Source organism: Dyadobacter sp. BHUBP1 (genome assembly GCF_050587785.1).
Classification (GTDB): Bacteria; Bacteroidota; Bacteroidia; order Cytophagales; family Spirosomataceae; genus Dyadobacter.
On record NZ_JBOBIH010000004.1, the window covers coordinates 621,182 to 636,975 of the forward strand.

7 protein-coding genes are annotated in these 15,794 nt (G+C 53.8%); 4 read left to right on the forward strand and 3 right to left on the reverse strand.

What is annotated here, in order from left to right:
* Nucleotides 1-26: 26 nt before the first annotated feature.
* A complete protein-coding gene (locus ACQ4MZ_RS19065) occupies nucleotides 27-4,316 on the reverse strand; it encodes a T9SS type A sorting domain-containing protein (protein WP_430847374.1) in 4,290 nt (1,429 codons plus the stop codon).
* Between the two features lie 114 nt (nucleotides 4,317-4,430).
* A complete protein-coding gene (locus ACQ4MZ_RS19070; RefSeq protein ID WP_430847376.1) occupies nucleotides 4,431-8,066 on the reverse strand; it encodes a right-handed parallel beta-helix repeat-containing protein in 3,636 nt (1,211 codons plus the stop codon).
* Between the two features lie 147 nt (nucleotides 8,067-8,213).
* Here ACQ4MZ_RS19070 and ACQ4MZ_RS19075 point away from each other — a divergent pair, with 147 nt between their 5' ends.
* Nucleotides 8,214-12,266, forward strand: coding sequence for a hybrid sensor histidine kinase/response regulator transcription factor (locus ACQ4MZ_RS19075; RefSeq protein ID WP_430847378.1), 4,053 nt, complete (start codon nucleotides 8,214-8,216; stop codon nucleotides 12,264-12,266).
* Here the strand turns inward: ACQ4MZ_RS19075 and ACQ4MZ_RS19080 are convergent.
* Nucleotides 12,263-13,126 (reverse strand): AraC family transcriptional regulator, encoded by an 864-nt coding sequence (locus ACQ4MZ_RS19080; protein ID WP_430847381.1) that lies wholly within the window; start codon nucleotides 13,124-13,126, stop codon nucleotides 12,263-12,265. The genes ACQ4MZ_RS19075 and ACQ4MZ_RS19080 overlap by 4 nt on opposite strands.
* An 86-nt stretch (nucleotides 13,127-13,212) precedes the next feature.
* Here ACQ4MZ_RS19080 and ACQ4MZ_RS19085 point away from each other — a divergent pair, with 86 nt between their 5' ends.
* From ACQ4MZ_RS19085 to ACQ4MZ_RS19095, 3 genes are all read left to right on the forward strand, one after another.
* Complete coding sequence (locus ACQ4MZ_RS19085) at nucleotides 13,213-14,334, forward strand: alkene reductase (protein WP_430847383.1); 1,122 nt, start codon at nucleotides 13,213-13,215, stop codon at nucleotides 14,332-14,334.
* Nucleotides 14,335-14,396: 62 nt separating this feature from the next.
* Nucleotides 14,397-14,930 carry a DinB family protein gene (locus ACQ4MZ_RS19090; protein ID WP_430847385.1) on the forward strand — a complete coding sequence of 178 codons (534 nt, stop codon included), beginning with the start codon at nucleotides 14,397-14,399 and terminating at the stop codon, nucleotides 14,928-14,930.
* 6 nt (nucleotides 14,931-14,936) lie between these two features.
* On the forward strand, nucleotides 14,937-15,779 hold the full coding sequence (locus ACQ4MZ_RS19095) for an alpha/beta fold hydrolase (RefSeq protein WP_430847387.1): 843 nt from the start codon (nucleotides 14,937-14,939) through the stop codon (nucleotides 15,777-15,779).
* Nucleotides 15,780-15,794 lie beyond the last annotated feature (15 nt).

Here is a 15,794-nt window from a genome sequence, read left to right on the forward strand (position 1 = left end):
GGTTAATAGTCGCCTCTAAGGTACTATCAATATTTGAATACCCTGAAACTGCTTGTCTGTTTGCCATCCCCGATTTTGAGGAAGTAATTGCCAGCCGGCAAAGTGCGGATGTCGATTACTTCCCTTTCGCCGCGGAGGGCTTTTCTCAATACCAACGTACCCGCCGCATTAAACATTTCAACGAATTTCCCGCGTTGGCCTGTGTTGGTGATCATGATCGCGTCGCTCGCGGGGTTTGGAAACACGGTAACCGGTACCGGATCGTTCTTAACGGCTGAAATCACTTCGATCCGTACCGTCGAGGGGGATTGTATGCTACCGTCGCCGCACACATTGCCGACATATTCCAACTTGTATTCGTCACCCGCATTCGCCCCATCAAGCATGATCGTGTCCTGTGGCAGCGCGCCCGACAAACTTACCCGGTTCCCGCCTTTGGCATATCTGTATTGCCATGGCCCGTCACCGGTAAGCAGTATCACCGCTTTGGGGGTGCTTCCTGCCTGGTAATAAATAACATCTGTATTGAATTTTGCGGTAGCCCGGATACGGATACTCACAGGATAAGGAGAGTAGCTACTGGCAGTGCCGGGCTCCGCCGCGACAATGCGGATGCGGCGGTCTTTGCTGCTCGCGAGGTTCGCCGGCAGATATGCCGTAATGGGCGACCGAGTTCCCGAACCAATGTCCGTAAAGGTAGTACCCACCGGATCGGATAGCTGAACGGTAAACCTGTTCTGGGCAGAAAATGCACCAGTAGTCGAGAAATTAACCTGGATCGAATCGCCTGCGCAGCCTGTGGAATAGTAGGAGAGATTGTTGATGCCTGTAACATTGATGGTCCGATCGGCTGGCGCATTGACGGTTACCGTTGCTTGCCCTGAGGCCTTGCCGGTGCCACAGGCGTTGCTGGCGGACACGATGGAATAGGTGGTCGTCTGCTTAGGCGAGACTTTTACGACCGCCTCCCTGCTAATGGCGAAGAACTGGCCGGATGTCCCGTCGGAGAGCTTGTAATTGACCCATTGATGGTCGGCGAAGGCGGCGGTCAAAGAAATGTAGGCGTCCGTTCCCGGATTGATTGTCGTACTTCCGGATAGCACCAGTTCCGGGATGTCTTTTACCAGGAAATCGGACTCACTTATAAGGCCATATTTCGGCGCCGTTACCCGGAACTTGTACCAACCGCCCCGGACACCGGGAAACATCGGGATATTTGTAGTGCCAGACAGGGTTTTCGTCGAGTCGAGTACGTAGCGAACGCCCGTTTCCTGGTTTTTGAGTTCGAAATAAATGTAGCTGTCTGCGAGGTCGGCTTCACCTTTCAGCGCGTACTGGATGGGAAGCGTCGGGCCTTTACAGAAATTGCTGCCGATCACATTGCCAGTAAGCACGGGAGGCACCAGTATACGGACCGAACCGGATATTTTTCCGTCACCGCAACCGTTGCTGAGTGATTTGATCGTATAATCGGTGTTCCGGGTCGGATAATAGGAGGGGGCGAGCTCGGGGTAGTCATATTCGGTGTAATCGAGCCCGTCTGCAATCACACGGACGGGGGTGGAGCCTTTAATGAGAATGCGGAGATCCAGCCGTTCGCCCGCGGTAACGGTTATGGGTTGATTTTCCGGATAACCAGGTGCAGTGATGACCGCGCTGGGAGGCGATTTTACTTGGAACGCACGCCCCAGCGAATGGGCGCCGTCGCTGGATGCGACCCTGATGAAGTAATCGCCTGCGGTTACGGTGTCGGGGATCGTGGCCACAATACCGTCGGAAGCCGGGCGGGATGGAAGACTCAGTACGCTGTATTTGCCGAAAATATTCCCTTTTAGCAGCTGTACTTCGAAAGTGGCATTGGTACGCGCGCCTTCGGTTACGAGGAACGGCACGTAGAAGTCGCTGCCCGTGCACACATAAGGCCTGTCGTAGGAAACCGGATAGTCGATGCGGTAGGGCATAATATGAACGTTTTGAGAAACATTCACCGGCTTCGTGCCGCATACCGATGTGATAGACTTAATGGTATAAACGTTGTCGCCCACCTTTGGCGAAACGTAGACGTCGTAATAGAAAGCACGTTCCGGGAATATAACGGTCGAATCTTTCTTCCCGTCCGAAATCACAAGCGATTTCAGCGATTGGTCGTTCACCTCGACAATACCCCTTACCGGACGCGCCAGCGTGATCAGTGGCTCAGTGTCGATCTGACCCGGGAAGCGGAGTTTTACCTCGTTGATAGGGTAGGCCAGGTCGAGGACAAAGAGCCGGCTGTGTACCACCGGGCTGGTGGATGAAACGCGGAGAGTGATTTCCTCTTCCGGATTACGCAGGGAAAGGCCGGGGATCACAAACCGCAATTTCCCGTTAGCAGGTGCCGCCGACAGGGTTTTAAAATCACAGCAACCGTACACCGAACCTTCCACTACAAATGCATTGGAAGCGCCGAAGTCCCCGCCGGAGCGAATGTCGAGTTCGAGCGTATCCGCTGCGCAATGGTAAGGCTGTTTTACATTGACGGAAATATAAGGCGTTGCAGGCGACTCGTTCGCTACATTCAGCCGGACTTTCGTTGGTGAAGGGTTCGTGAAGCAGGAGTTGCTAATCGATTTGATCCCGTAATCCCCCGTTTTTGGGACAAAAAGCGTGGTGTATCCGGTAGTGACGTAAAGGTAATGCTGCACGCTTCCATCCATAGATTCCACCGAATACGGCGGTCCGCCCAGTATGGAGAACCGGACAGTAGGGTTAGCAGGCATGGGAAAAGAAGTGGTTTCCGCCGACGTCCACAAGACATCCGGTTTCGTTTGAATTGTAACGGAAGTGACAGGAATGGATGTCAATGCGGGTGCACTGCAATGTACCTGAAACGAAAAAGCATCGCCGCGGTAGCTATTTCCCAGGTTGAACGCGGGTATTTTAAATGCTAATTCGCCGCCTGTTCTCTGCGCGGTTACCACTGTCTCGCTTTTCGATCGGTCGGTAAAGATCACTGTAAACACCGCATTTTCAGGGATGGCAACATTGGAAGTATATTTCAGGCGTACGGTTTCTCCTTCACAATATATTTTCTGAGACTTCAATCCGCTCAGTACCAATCCGTCCTTAACGTTCACGCGGGCGGCTTTCTGGTTTTGCATTGTATGTACGCCGCAACCCGATTCGACCGAAACGGCCGTATAGTCGGTGGTTTTGGAGGGCATTCTTTCAATGGTTGAACTGATCGAGTCATCGAACACCGTTGTCTCGTAGATCTGGGTGCCGTCGCTGAGCGTAATGCTCGCCGGGAAGGGGCCGGCGTAGGTGTATTTAATGAAAACGGGCTTTCCCGGTTCAATGGTTGTCGGGTCGGGGACTGCCAGCTTGACCAGCGGTTTGGGTGTAATGGCAAACACCGCGCTTCCGGGTGAGCCGACATTGAACGGGCTTTCGGTAACGACCCTGGCAGTAAAAAACGTGCGCCGACTTACTTTGAAATCGTCCGGTATGCGGGCGGTGAGCTGGTTATTTTCAATGGTGGCTGGCAGATCGTAATACCGGGCGCCAGGGATAGCCTGGCCTTCTGTGCTCGATTCCGTGATCCGGATCTTGTAACGCATCGTCGCCGGCAGCACACCGCCATCGAACGAGGCATTCAATTTGATATCGGTGCCGGGGCAAGTGTAAACCGGTCCTATGAATGTCGTTCTCAATGAGTTCGTGTTGATCCCGATGCTCACCTGACCGTCTGCGGCCATCAGGCCGCACCCGTTTTTGGCGGATTTGATCGTCAGCACTTCCGGCGTTTCGGGCAGGAGCACGGGGGCCAAATCCAGGACAGGATGGGAAAGTTCACCGGAGGACGCATACATTTTTCCATTACTCAATACAATTTCGGAATAGGAATTGCTGCGGCCCTGAAGACGGATCGCAAGATTGTCGTACCGGTTTACCGTGTCTTCTCCCGCGACGGTAAGCGTCACATTGCCTTTGTCGAGCAATCGTGTGCTGTTGTTCCATTCCGAGGCTACGGCGGGGGACGTCGATACTATCCTCAGTTTCGCGGCCGTAGGCTTCTCAATGGCTGTCCCCGGAACGGTGAACCTGATCTTGCCGTCCTGGAAAATTGCCGGTAAGGTGATGGTACTGTTGTTGTAGCCCGGTTGGAGTTCGATATTAAAGGCGTTGTTCGCATTGAATTGCCCGGTAATGTTCACGGGTAGCTCGTACGCCGCATTGAGACAGATAGTCGGAAACGTGGCCGTGATTTCAATTTGTTGGGCATAAGAGCCCGTTCCCAGAAAAAGGAAGAAGAGGCAAGCGTAGAATTTATTCATACAAGGTGATTCAGAGGGCCGGTTTCGGTAAGTAACCGGCAATATCTGAAACTTTTGTATGAAATCAATCCTGCCTGCCCCTGTTATGAACGTTGAGTATAAGCGTTGGTAAAACTAGTGTGTTACTGAGAGTTTGAAGTTCCGGCGGCTGCCATCGGTCATTTGTATCTCAATCGCGTAAATGCCGGAAGGTAGTTTGCCGATTTCGATGCTACCCTGGCGGAATGCCGGATGCAAGAGTAGCCTTCCGCCTGTATCGAACAGCCTGATTGCACCGACTTTTTCAGGTTTTACTCCTTTCAAACTTACCTCGGATACATTTAAGGCCGGGTTAGGATAAATCGCCACTCTTTCCGCATCAAATTCCAGCGCGGCGACGCGCGAATAGGCAATCGAGCCATCCCGATCGATCATTTTGAGCCGGTACATATTGGTACCGGCTAGTGGAAGGGCATCGGTATAGGAATAGTCGGTATGAACTGCTTCTCCACCTTTCGACATCACGTGCCCCAGGTAATGCCAGTGCTTTCCGTCGGTGCTGCGTTCGATCTCGAAGCGGTCACTGTTGATTTCCGAGCTGGTCTGCCATTGCAGATACGCCTCATGCTCCCGTTTTTTAGCCTGAAAGGACACGAGCGTAACGGGCAACGCCGCTTCGGATTGGCCCGAAACAAAGAACCCGCTGAACCCGGTTACCTCGAACGAAACGAGGTACATGGTGTGGTCTTCGCTTTCGGTTACCGTTACGTCCGTGATCAGCTGCGTAGGGCCGGAATAGGTGCCTGGGAAGCCGTACGGGCTGGTACCATGGTATTGTACCACTTTCAGGTTGGCGGGGAGGGAGGCATTGTTGGCGTTGCCGTAAGCCTGGTTGTAGGTGTCAAAGTCTTGTTTGGAAAAGAACAGGGTCACTTTGGCCGGGCCGTCTGTCCCGGAGGGGGTAATGTCGTAATGCCTTTTGACAAACACTTTTTCTCCTTCCGACACGGTATTGCCTGCTGCCAGGAATGCCTTCACCGTTACATTGCCGAGCGTCCCGGGACCACCGGTGGGTTCGATGAGCCCGAAGGTCTTGCAGTCGCTGGTAATGGCGGTCACGCCTGCATATACCGGGAGCGTAGCCTGCTCGCCGCTCGCGGGTAGTGTACCCGGGCCCACGACCGCTTGCAGCTCGTACGCACCCATATCGGTTTGCGAGTTGTAGATGCGCGCATTGCCGGCCAGGTCCGTTGGCGGGCTGAGCAGATCGGGTAAAGCTTCGTTGGTACCCCGGTTAATGGCCGGTGAGCAGGGCAGGAGCGTCCAGTCGGTTTCTCCGGCGAACTGAGGATTGATGGTACCAGCGAGATTATGGTCGGTATCGCTCGCATTCATGCCTTCCACAAGGCTGTAAGTGACCGAAATCGTGCTTTCCTGGCTGGTAATGCCGCTGCCATTGCCGTAAATGATGCTGTTGCGGACGGTTACAGGGCCATTATAGCCGCTAATCGTTCCGCCGTTGCTCTGGCTGTTGCCTGCAACCGTGGCGTTAAGGAGCGTTAACTGGGAACCCTCGTTAAAAATGGCCCCGGCAAACTGACCTGAGTTGTTCGTCACCAGGCAATTGATCAAAACGGTGTTCGAGCCATTGGTATTGGCAATGGCACCGCCGTTGCCGAACGACGCGCCATTGCCTCTGAATAGCGTGTTGGTAATCAGTACGGAAGCACCGTGATTGTAGATAGCTCCGCCATTCGATGCATAATTATCCAGGAACGCGCAGTTTGAAATGGTCAACGAAACACCTACGTTGCGCATCGCGCCGCCGTCGTTGCCAATCACATTGCTGATGGTAAACCCGTCGAAAATGTCGTCATGGGTGAGGCCGTTGTTGAAGTTCATAATCGCCGGGCCAACCGAAGAAGTGAGCACGGTGGCCGTAGCCGGGTCTCCGTGTGCAATCGGCAGGGGACGTTCGCTGAGCGTGGTTTCTGTACCGGTGAAACTGCCGTAAACTTTTACCCCATGAATAAATGCAAGCTGGATGCCGCCTGTTTCGTATTCTCCACGTGCTACCCAGATCTGATCACCGTCCGAAGCGCTATTAAAAGCTGCATGAAGATCGGCAAATGCATTGGCCCAGCTGTCGCCCGATGGGGCAGTAACGGTGCTGGCGGCATTGACATACCAGATCGCGCTCGGGGTCACTTCGTAGGGTCCGAGGTCTATGGCGGTACTGGTAAGCCTTCTCTCACCGTCGATTGCGACCGGTGTATCGTCGGCATTTCTGGGGAAGACCGAAAGATCGGTGGCGGGGTTGCCGGCATCGGTGACGGGACTGCCTTTCAGCTGTCGGAAATTGCCTTCGCCCGCATTTTCAAACTGCGGATCGGTATCGAGAATGCTGGTTCCGCCGGCAAAACCACCCTGGATGAGCGAGTAGGAGACGGCTGGTGTTCCGCTGCCGCCGATGCTGCTGACACCTCCCGGCGAAGCAGCATCGGTATTGTTCCAGATAATGCTGTTTTCAATAACCGGCGATGAACTGCCGATTGCATACAATGCGCCACCGTTGCCCGGCGTGGCGTTGCCGCCTACTTCATTGGCTGAAAATGTGCAGTTTCTTATCGTAGGCGATGAATTGTCGATAAAAATAGCCCCGCCTTTTCCGGAAGCAGCGCCTTGGGCCGAATTGGAAGCAAAAAGGCATTGGACGATTAATGGACTCGAATTGAGCAGGTAAATCGCACCTCCCTTTCCGTCCGCGGCAGAAGGGTCAGTGGCATTATCGCCGAAAAGGCAGTTGGCAATCACCGGGGAAGAGTTGGTCGCGTGCAGACCTCCACCCCGTCGGTCGTCACCGACAGCCACACCGGTGCCGCCGGTAATCACGAAGCCGTCGAGCCGCGTTGTGGCGCCCGCACCGGATACGGTTATGACGGCGCCTCCCTGTCCCGTTAATACCGTCGCGTTCGAAGCAGTCGCTCTCTCCCGGACATCGCTTTCATAGCCCGAAAAGCCACCGTAGTAGGCGACGTCGTTGGTGAGTGTCAAAGGCGTATTTGCTGCTTCGGTTTCGTAGGAACCGCCTGCTACCCACACTTGCTTGATGGTCGGCTTCATTGCGGCTGCCCGCGTGGCGTAGTACATCCGTTTAAGTGCATTGTTCCAGCTGCTGCCGTCGCCCGGCGTACCGATATTGGCATCGACATATAGTATACCGTTGGCATCGGGCGTCGCTTCGGCAGCGGGGTCGTAAGCGGAGACAGTACCGTTGATTGTAAAATCGTCGATGTGCGAGTAATAATTGGGATAACCCCCGTTTGTAACGGCAATCTTGACCACGATTTTATTCCGCAGCTCGGATACCGTTTTGGTACGGGTAATGAGTGTCAGGGAGCTCGTTGCGGTGAATGACGTGCCGTAATTTTCTTCATTAACCTTGATCTGCATCGTGGCATTGTCGCCCGAAAACCGCCGAAACGAAATACTGGTGATTTCCGCCTGAAAGCCTTCCTTCATCGTAATCGTAAGGACATACACGTGGTTATGCGCGTTCAAAGCCATTCCCGGGTCACTGCCGTCGTTGCGGCTGTAAGGAGTATCTCCAATCCCGCTCCACACGGCAGTCATGTTGGCGTTGATCGAGGTAGGTGCCGAGAAGTTCTTATTGTTGAAGTTGTGATTGTAAATCACCGCCGCATGGACGACGGTCGCAATCATCAGTGCGCAAAGCAGTGTGAAAAGGGGTCGTAGTAGTTGTGTATTCATAGCGCGGTCCGGAATGATGAGTAGTCACTTTTTGGCCGCAATATGGAACATGGAAGCGCTCGGCGATTGTCAATTTTTGATCAGAAACTATTCATTTTTCGTCATACAAGGCTGTTTTATTGTAAATTAGCCTCAAAGCGCCGCCATTTGAAGAACTTCTACATGATCCGCTGGTTAATCGTTTGTGTGCTGCATGGGCTAGCTGCCAGCGGGTGTCTGCCGATGGTAGCATTGGCGCAGTCGGCAAGCTTTCCTGTCCCCGAAAGCATTACCGCCAAAGAGGGCCTGCCGCAGGGTTTCGTGCCCGGTATTGTGCAGGACAAGCGTGGGTTTATCTGGCTCGCCACACGCGATGGGTTGTGTCGGTATGACGGCCACCGTGGCAGCGGCAGAATTTTCAAGGTATTTCAACCGTCGGACACGCAGGAGCTATCGCTTTCTTCACTAGGACTGGAAAATTTGCAGATCACCGTCGATGGCAAAATCTGGATCACGACCGACGAGGGGCAGATCGACCTTTTTGATCCCGTGCGCGAGACGTTCGTCAACTTTTCGCGTCAGGTATTTTACCAGAAGCATTTCGGAAAGCGCTTTCTCAGAGATATGTACGTCGATCGTCAACACCGGCTCTGGCTGATGTCGGACGGCGGTGGATTGGATTATATTCATTTAAATACCCAAAAAATTAAAGGCTATCACACCGCAAATGGTGACACCAGTGCCATTGCACGGGCCCATGTACGGTTCGTGAAGGAGGATCGATCGGGGAATATATGGGCGGTTAGCAACCAGGGGATCTTTTTGCAAATACACGGCACGGACCGTTTCATTCCATTCTACTCACCCATACTTGCCGGTGGCGCCGACAAAAAAGTGAATGCGTTGACCGACCTGAAAGACGGCCGTTTACTGGTACTCTACAACACCGGAATGGCGCTGCTCGACCCGATGACTGGCCAGGGGCAAGCCCGCACACTGGTTTTGGACGCCCAGGCCCAGTACCGGCACCCGATTGTGACCGACAGCAAGGGCAATGTTTATTTTTTTCGGATGAACCACTTGTACCGGCTGGGCAAGAACGACAGCCTTGATGAATTTCCCGTCCAGGCGGATGTGGACGAATTCAAGAGCCTCTTTGTCGATCGTTCCGATGTCCTTTGGGCGGGTACCAATGGGCGGGGCATCCGGAAGTACAATCTGATGGCCAGTTATTTTAATACCAAACCCTATTCTTCCGATTTCATTTCCGACCTTTTGCGTGACTTCCTGAAAGTGCCGCCGACTGAAATGGCCAAGCTGCCTGACGATCTTTTTTCCTACAACTTCCGCTACGCATTTGACGGCCCGCAGAAAATGTGGTTCGGTGCCGGGCGGACGCCGCTTTTCGAACTGGATTTGAGCAGCCGCACGATCAGGATCATTCCGTTCCCCGTAACAATCAAGGATATTAAGCGGTCGGAGCTGGCGATCGGCCTGGCGAAGGATCCGGATGGAAGAATGTGGGCTGTGCATGACAGCTTGTTATTTTCTTACAAAAATGGTGTCTGGACGAAATTTCCCTACGCGATTCGCGTAAATGCCGCTCAGCCGGCGGGTGCGGCCCAGCCGGGTGCGGCCCAATTTAACCTCACGGAACCCCGGGAGAGCCGATCAGGAGTCGAATCGGGTATTATCCAAATCGTCGCGGACAGCCAATATCTCTGGGTAGCCACAACTGCGCGGGGGCTGTACCGGATCGACAAGGTCTCCGGCGCGATCAGCCGATACGGACAGGAACCGGGCTCATTGAGCAGTAATAATCTGTATTGTCTCTTCGCCGACCCACTAGACGAGAACCTGCTTTGGATAGGGACATTTGGTAGTGGCCTCTGCCGTTTCGACAAATGCACCGGGCATTGTGAGCGCATTTCAAAGCAAAATGGTCTGCCCAATAACGTAGTATATGCCGCCATTCCCGACCGGCAGGGCAATGTGTGGGTGGCTACCAACCAGGGACTGTCCCAGGTAAACAAAAAGACTTTGCAGACGCGTACCTACACCCGTGAGGATGGCCTGATGGCAGATGAATTCAACCGGTTTCACGCACTTGCATTGCCGGACGACCGCATTTTCCTGGGCGGGATAGAAGGAATCACTGCTTTCGATGCAAAGCAACCGCACGAGGACCACTACCGCCCGCCGGTTTATGTTACGGGTATTTCAATTAATAACGCCCCCTTGGAACCTCGCTTGTCGGCCGGGGAATTACCCGTGACGGCCATGCAGAGCCTTGACCTGGCATATTGGCAGAATTTTCTCACCGTGGAATTTGCGGCGATGCAGTACAACCGCAGCGACAGAATCCGTTACCGGTACCAGCTCGAAGGCGTCGACGAGCATTGGATTGAGACTGAAACGCCTGTCACCAAGTATACCGACCTCCGACCTGGGCATTATGTACTGCGGTTGAATGCTTCCAACACGCTCGGGATGTGGAGCAACGAGGTCAGGGAACTGCATATCCGCATCAAGCCGCCGTGGTGGCAGACATGGTGGGCTTATGTGATTTATTGCGTAGTCTTTCTCGCAGCGGTTTACGGGCTGTTGCAGATGTATGTCAACCGTGTGCGAATGCAGCAGGCTATTTTGTTCAAACAAAAAGAAATAGACCTTAAAGCGCGGGAAACGCAGCAGCTGCGCGAGCTGGATGAAATGAAAACGCAGTTTTTCTCTAACATTACCCACGAATTCAGGACGCCGCTGACGCTGATCCTTGGGCCTGCCGGCCAAATGCTCGAAGAGCAGCGACCGGAAAAAGATAGCAAGCGCCTGTCATTGATTGAACGGAATGCGCGGCAACTGCTCGGGCTGATCAACCAGCTGCTCGACCTTTCCAAACTCGAAGCCGGTACTACGCGTGTCGATGCAGCCTGGGCGGACATGGGGGATTATATAGAAGCACTTACCGGCACCTTCCAAATGGCGGCAAAGGCTAAAAATGTGACACTGGAATTTAGAAACCATCTCGAAAACAGTTATTTCTGGTTTGACCATGAAAAACTGGAAAGGATCGTGACGAACCTGCTTTCCAATGCGGTGAAGTTCGCCAATGAGGGCGGGCGGATACGGGTTACATTGAATGCGACTGAATCGGAAGGCGCGGAAATCGTCGTAGCCAATACGGGTGAAAAAATTCCTGAAGAGCAGCTAAGGCGTATTTTCGACCGGTTTTATCAAGCCGGGCAGACCGGCTACCGCGAGGGTACCGGCATTGGCCTGGCGATCGTGAAGGAGCTCGTCGAATTGCAGGGCGGGACTGTTTCTGCAAAAAGCGGAGCCGACGGGTTCGATACCGTTTTCACAGTGACTATGCCTTACCGCCGCGGCGAGGCGCAGCATTCGACGGAAAGTGTTGTTCCGAAGATGAATGGAAATAGCCAGGCCGTTCACGAGGAGGGGCAGTCAGCCAAAATCCTGCTGGTGGAGGACAATGCAGGCCTTGCAGAGTTTGTCTCCGATAGCCTGGCTGAAAATTACCGGTTCTACCATGCCCGGAATGGCGAGGAAGGGCTCGCTATGGCCACCGAAATTATGCCCGACCTGATTATCAGCGACGTAATGATGCCCGTTATGGACGGTTATGTTTTTTGTAAACACATTAAATCCAATATGGAAACGAGCCACATCCCGGTGGTGTTGTTGACGGCTAAATCGGCCCTGGAAAGCAGGGTGGAGGGGTTGGAACTCGGTGCCGACGATTACATTACCAAACCGTTCCATATGCCCGAGCTGCGCCTGCGCATACGTAACCTGCTCGACAGGCAGGCGCGCCTGTACGAGCGTCTGCGGGCGAGCTTTGCGGAGCCGTTGGCACTGCCGGAGAGCCCGGAGGGAGTCACAGACCCGTTCCTGAACAAGTTATACCAAATTCTTGACTCCCGCCTCGACGACCCCGATTTCGGTGTGACCGAGCTGATCCGCGAAATAGGAATGAGCAACAGCAGTCTGAACCGCAAGCTGAAAACACTGATCGACCTTTCGGCAGTGGAGCTGATCCGTAACTACCGGCTGAAAAAAGCGGCTGCATTGCTTTCCGATGGCATTGCCGTGTCCGAAGCAGCTTACGCGGTGGGGTTTGATAACCTTTCCTATTTCGCCAAATGCTTTCGGGATCTGTACAATATGACGCCACGGGAGTTTGCGGCCAATGGCATTCTTTAAGCTGCCGCTGTGACGAGCCCTTTCCGGAAGGCCGTCGGGCTGGTGCCGTGGTGCTTGCGGAACTGGCGGCTGAGGTGGCTTTCGTCGGTATACCCCAGTTCGCTTGCTATTTCGCTGATTGTCAGGTTGCTCTGTGTGAGGCGCTGTTCCACGAGTTTAATGCGCGACGAAGTGACATAGTTTTGGAGACTTTCCCCCGTGTATTTGCGGAAATATTCACCCACATAGTTCGGCGACAGATTGAATTGGCTGGCCAGGTATTCGATGCGGAGCTTTTCGGGATCGGCGATATGCCTTTGGATATGCAGTAATACGCGGTTGATAAGGGCCCTGGTACCCGCGGTGTCAGCCATACGGCCGTCGTGCACGTTTCGGGTGATTATGTTGAGGATCAGCGTCACTAAATGCCGCAGGTTTTCTTCATGGCCTGCCTGCCGCTGCTCGTATTCGGTAACGAGGTGGGAGATCAGCGACGCGATCATCTGGCAATCGCTTTCATTGCGGATCAGCAGTTCTTCGAAACGGTTATGATGCGCGAAAATCGTTTCAAGCTGTTTCAGCCACGCGGTTACCCGCTCTTTGTCCAGCTCCGTTTTGTATTCGGAAAAAAACGCTTCCGAAAACCGGATGGAACAGAACCGTGTGGGCGTCTCTACGTCGAAACCGCGGCAATCCAGTGGGGTGAAGAGGAAAATGCTGCCCGGACGATATTCGAAGCGGTTGCGGTTGATCTCGCGCGTGCCCGTTCCGTCTATGATCCTCACGATTTCGAAGAAGTGGTAGATCAAGGGCCGCTCGTTCCAGCAATCCATGTCGGCTACGTGCACTTCGAAGGGTTGATGCAGTATCTTTTGTTTCATAACCTGTAAAAATACCGAAAAAACCATGCAATAGCACTGTTCGGGCGCAGGTGGTACAGATAGTTTTGTATTCAAAAAAAGCAATCATGAATACGGAGAAAAAACTATTGACACCACTCATAACCGGTACGCTCGAATTGCGTAACCGTGTCGTAATGGCCCCCATGAACCGCAGGAGGGCATTGGATGGCATTCCGGCCCCCTCAGCCCCAGTGTATTTCGGGCAGCGCGCGGGCGCGGGCCTCATCATTACGGACAATACCGCCGTAGCGCCAAATGGTATCGGTTACATGGGTACCCCCGGAATATACAACGAGGCGCAGATCGAAGGCTGGAAGCGCGTGGCCAATGAAGTGCATGCACGCGGAGGGCGGATTTTTATGCAGCTCGTGCACGCGGGGCGCATCGGACATTACCTCAATAATGAAGGGCAAATGCCATTGATTGCACCGTCCGCCGTGACAGCCGAAGGATTGATACGCACGGCAGGGGATATGCATTTGCCTAATAGTGAGCCGATAGCGGCTACCGGTGCCGACGTCCGAAGGCTCATCGACGAGCATATTCAAGGGGCGGTCAATGCGATCGAGGCAGGCTTCGATGGGGTCGAAATACACGGTGCACACGGGTTCTTACCGGAGCAATTCCTGCACCCGCATACCAACCGGCGTACCGACGCATACGGCGGAAGCATCGCCGCCCGCAGCCGTTTCCTGCTCGAAATTGTCGAGGGTACCGCGGCGGCGATCGGGAAGGAGCGGACCGGAATACGCTTGTCGCCATTTGTAAAGCTCAACGACCTGCCCGACTACGCCGAGGAAGCGGAAACGCAGCGGTATATTGTGGATGCATTGCAGGAAATGGGTATTTTGTATATCCATTTGTCCGATCAGGGACCGGTAGGCCATGGTAAAATCCCGGGAACTTACATCCGGGACCTGCGTCGGCGCTACAATGGGTTGGTCATGCTCGCGGGAGGCTATACCGCGGAAACGGCGGAAGCCGCGTTGCAGGCCGGGCTCGCCGATCTGATCGCATTCGGCAAGCCATATATTGCCAATCCCGACCTGACGGAGCGTTTCCGCTTCGATCTGCCCCTTGCAACGGGTGACCCGGAGACCTATTACCAGGGCGGTGACGAAGGTTATACCGATTATCCCGTGTACGGCCACACATTTGGCGCAAATACCACCGCTGATTGTCGTTAAACCCCGCGAATTTTTACCGGCGATTGGGTTAGGTTTGTAAGATCATCAGCACATCTTAAAACATGAGAGTTAAGGACTATCACCACACCATCGATATCTGGCTCCGATCGCTGGAACCCTACGATATTGCCAGACTGCTGGCCCAGCCGGGGCCGGGCGCGTGGTCGCTGGGCCAGGTTTATATGCACATCCTGGACGAGACGGAGTTTTATTTCAGCCAGATTAAAGTCTGCCTGGCGTCGAACGACCACGCGATGGAAGACTGTACATCGGAAGCGAAGGCCATGCTGCGCAATAATGCCTTTCCCGATGCGATCCTCGAAGGGCCGCCTTCCAATGCATTTGTCAGGCAACCCGCCAGCAAGCAATCGCTGATCGACCGGCTGTTGCAACTGAAAACGATTGTCGCGGAAACCGACCTGTTGATCGCACAAAGCCTGTTTCACGGTAAGGCGAAACATCCGGGCCTGCATTATCTGTGTGCGGAGGAATGGTTTCAATTTTCAGAAATGCATTTCAGGCATCATTTGCGGCAGAAAGCGAGAATAGAATCGTTTTTGGAACGTACATTTGGCAAGTACGAGCCTCAAACCTGATTTGAAATGAAACTGAACTTCCTGATCCTCTGCTGCTGGCTGGCTTGCGCAAATGCGTATGCGCAGACTAGGCCGGACACGGCGCTACTAGGCCACAATCCGCAAGCAGGCCACTTTGCCGACTTGCGGGGTGTGAAACTGTACTATGAAATGTACGGCTCCGGCAAGCCAGTTCTGTTTATCCATGGCAACGGAGGCTCGATGCGCGATTTCAAGCATCAGCTCCATGCATTTGCGAAGTCCTATAAAGTGATTTTGGTCGACAGCCGGGCGCAGGGCAGATCGGAGGATAAGGGCGACTCATTGTCTTACGAAATGATGGCCGACGATCTGCATGCATTGCTACAACATCTCAAAATCGACTCCTGCAATGTAGTAGGGTGGAGCGACGGCGGAATCAATGCATTGTTGCTGGCTTTACGTCATCCGGAGAAAGTGCGGAAACTGGCCGCGACCGGTGCAAATCTCTGGCCGGACTCCACGGCATTGGACCCGTGGCTGTATAAAAAGATCCTGGAATGGGATAGCGATCTGGCTAAACAAATGGTCGACCCTGTCAAACGCAATCAGCGAAAGCTCATGCACCTGATGGCCGTCCAGCCGAATATTACACTTGAACAATTGCACAAAGTACGCTGCCCGTCGCTCATTATCGGAGGCGACCATGATGTGATCATCCCCGAACACACGGTGCAGATCGCAAGGGCCATTCCGAAGTCCTATCTCTGGATCCTGCCTAATTCGGGGCATTCGACACTGGTGCATTACGCCTCAGATTTCAATCGCATTACGATGGCGTTTTTTGAAAAGCCGTTTCGGGCGATACGGGAAGAGCGGATGTTTGAGTAGCGCCTCCATTATACC

What these genes read in the sequence shown, in the direction of transcription:
- ACQ4MZ_RS19065 (WP_430847374.1), bottom strand. Translation starts at nt 4,316, where the DNA reads ATGAATAAATTCTACGCTTGCCTCTTCTTCCTTTTTCTGGGAACGGGC.
- ACQ4MZ_RS19070 (WP_430847376.1), bottom strand. Translation starts at nt 8,066, where the DNA reads ATGAATACACAACTACTACGACCCCTTTTCACACTGCTTTGCGCACTG.
- ACQ4MZ_RS19080 (WP_430847381.1), bottom strand. Translation starts at nt 13,126, where the DNA reads ATGAAACAAAAGATACTGCATCAACCCTTCGAAGTGCACGTAGCCGAC.
- ACQ4MZ_RS19085 (WP_430847383.1), top strand. Translation starts at nt 13,213, where the DNA reads ATGAATACGGAGAAAAAACTATTGACACCACTCATAACCGGTACGCTC.
- ACQ4MZ_RS19090 (WP_430847385.1), top strand. Translation starts at nt 14,397, where the DNA reads ATGAGAGTTAAGGACTATCACCACACCATCGATATCTGGCTCCGATCG.
- ACQ4MZ_RS19095 (WP_430847387.1), top strand. Translation starts at nt 14,937, where the DNA reads ATGAAACTGAACTTCCTGATCCTCTGCTGCTGGCTGGCTTGCGCAAAT.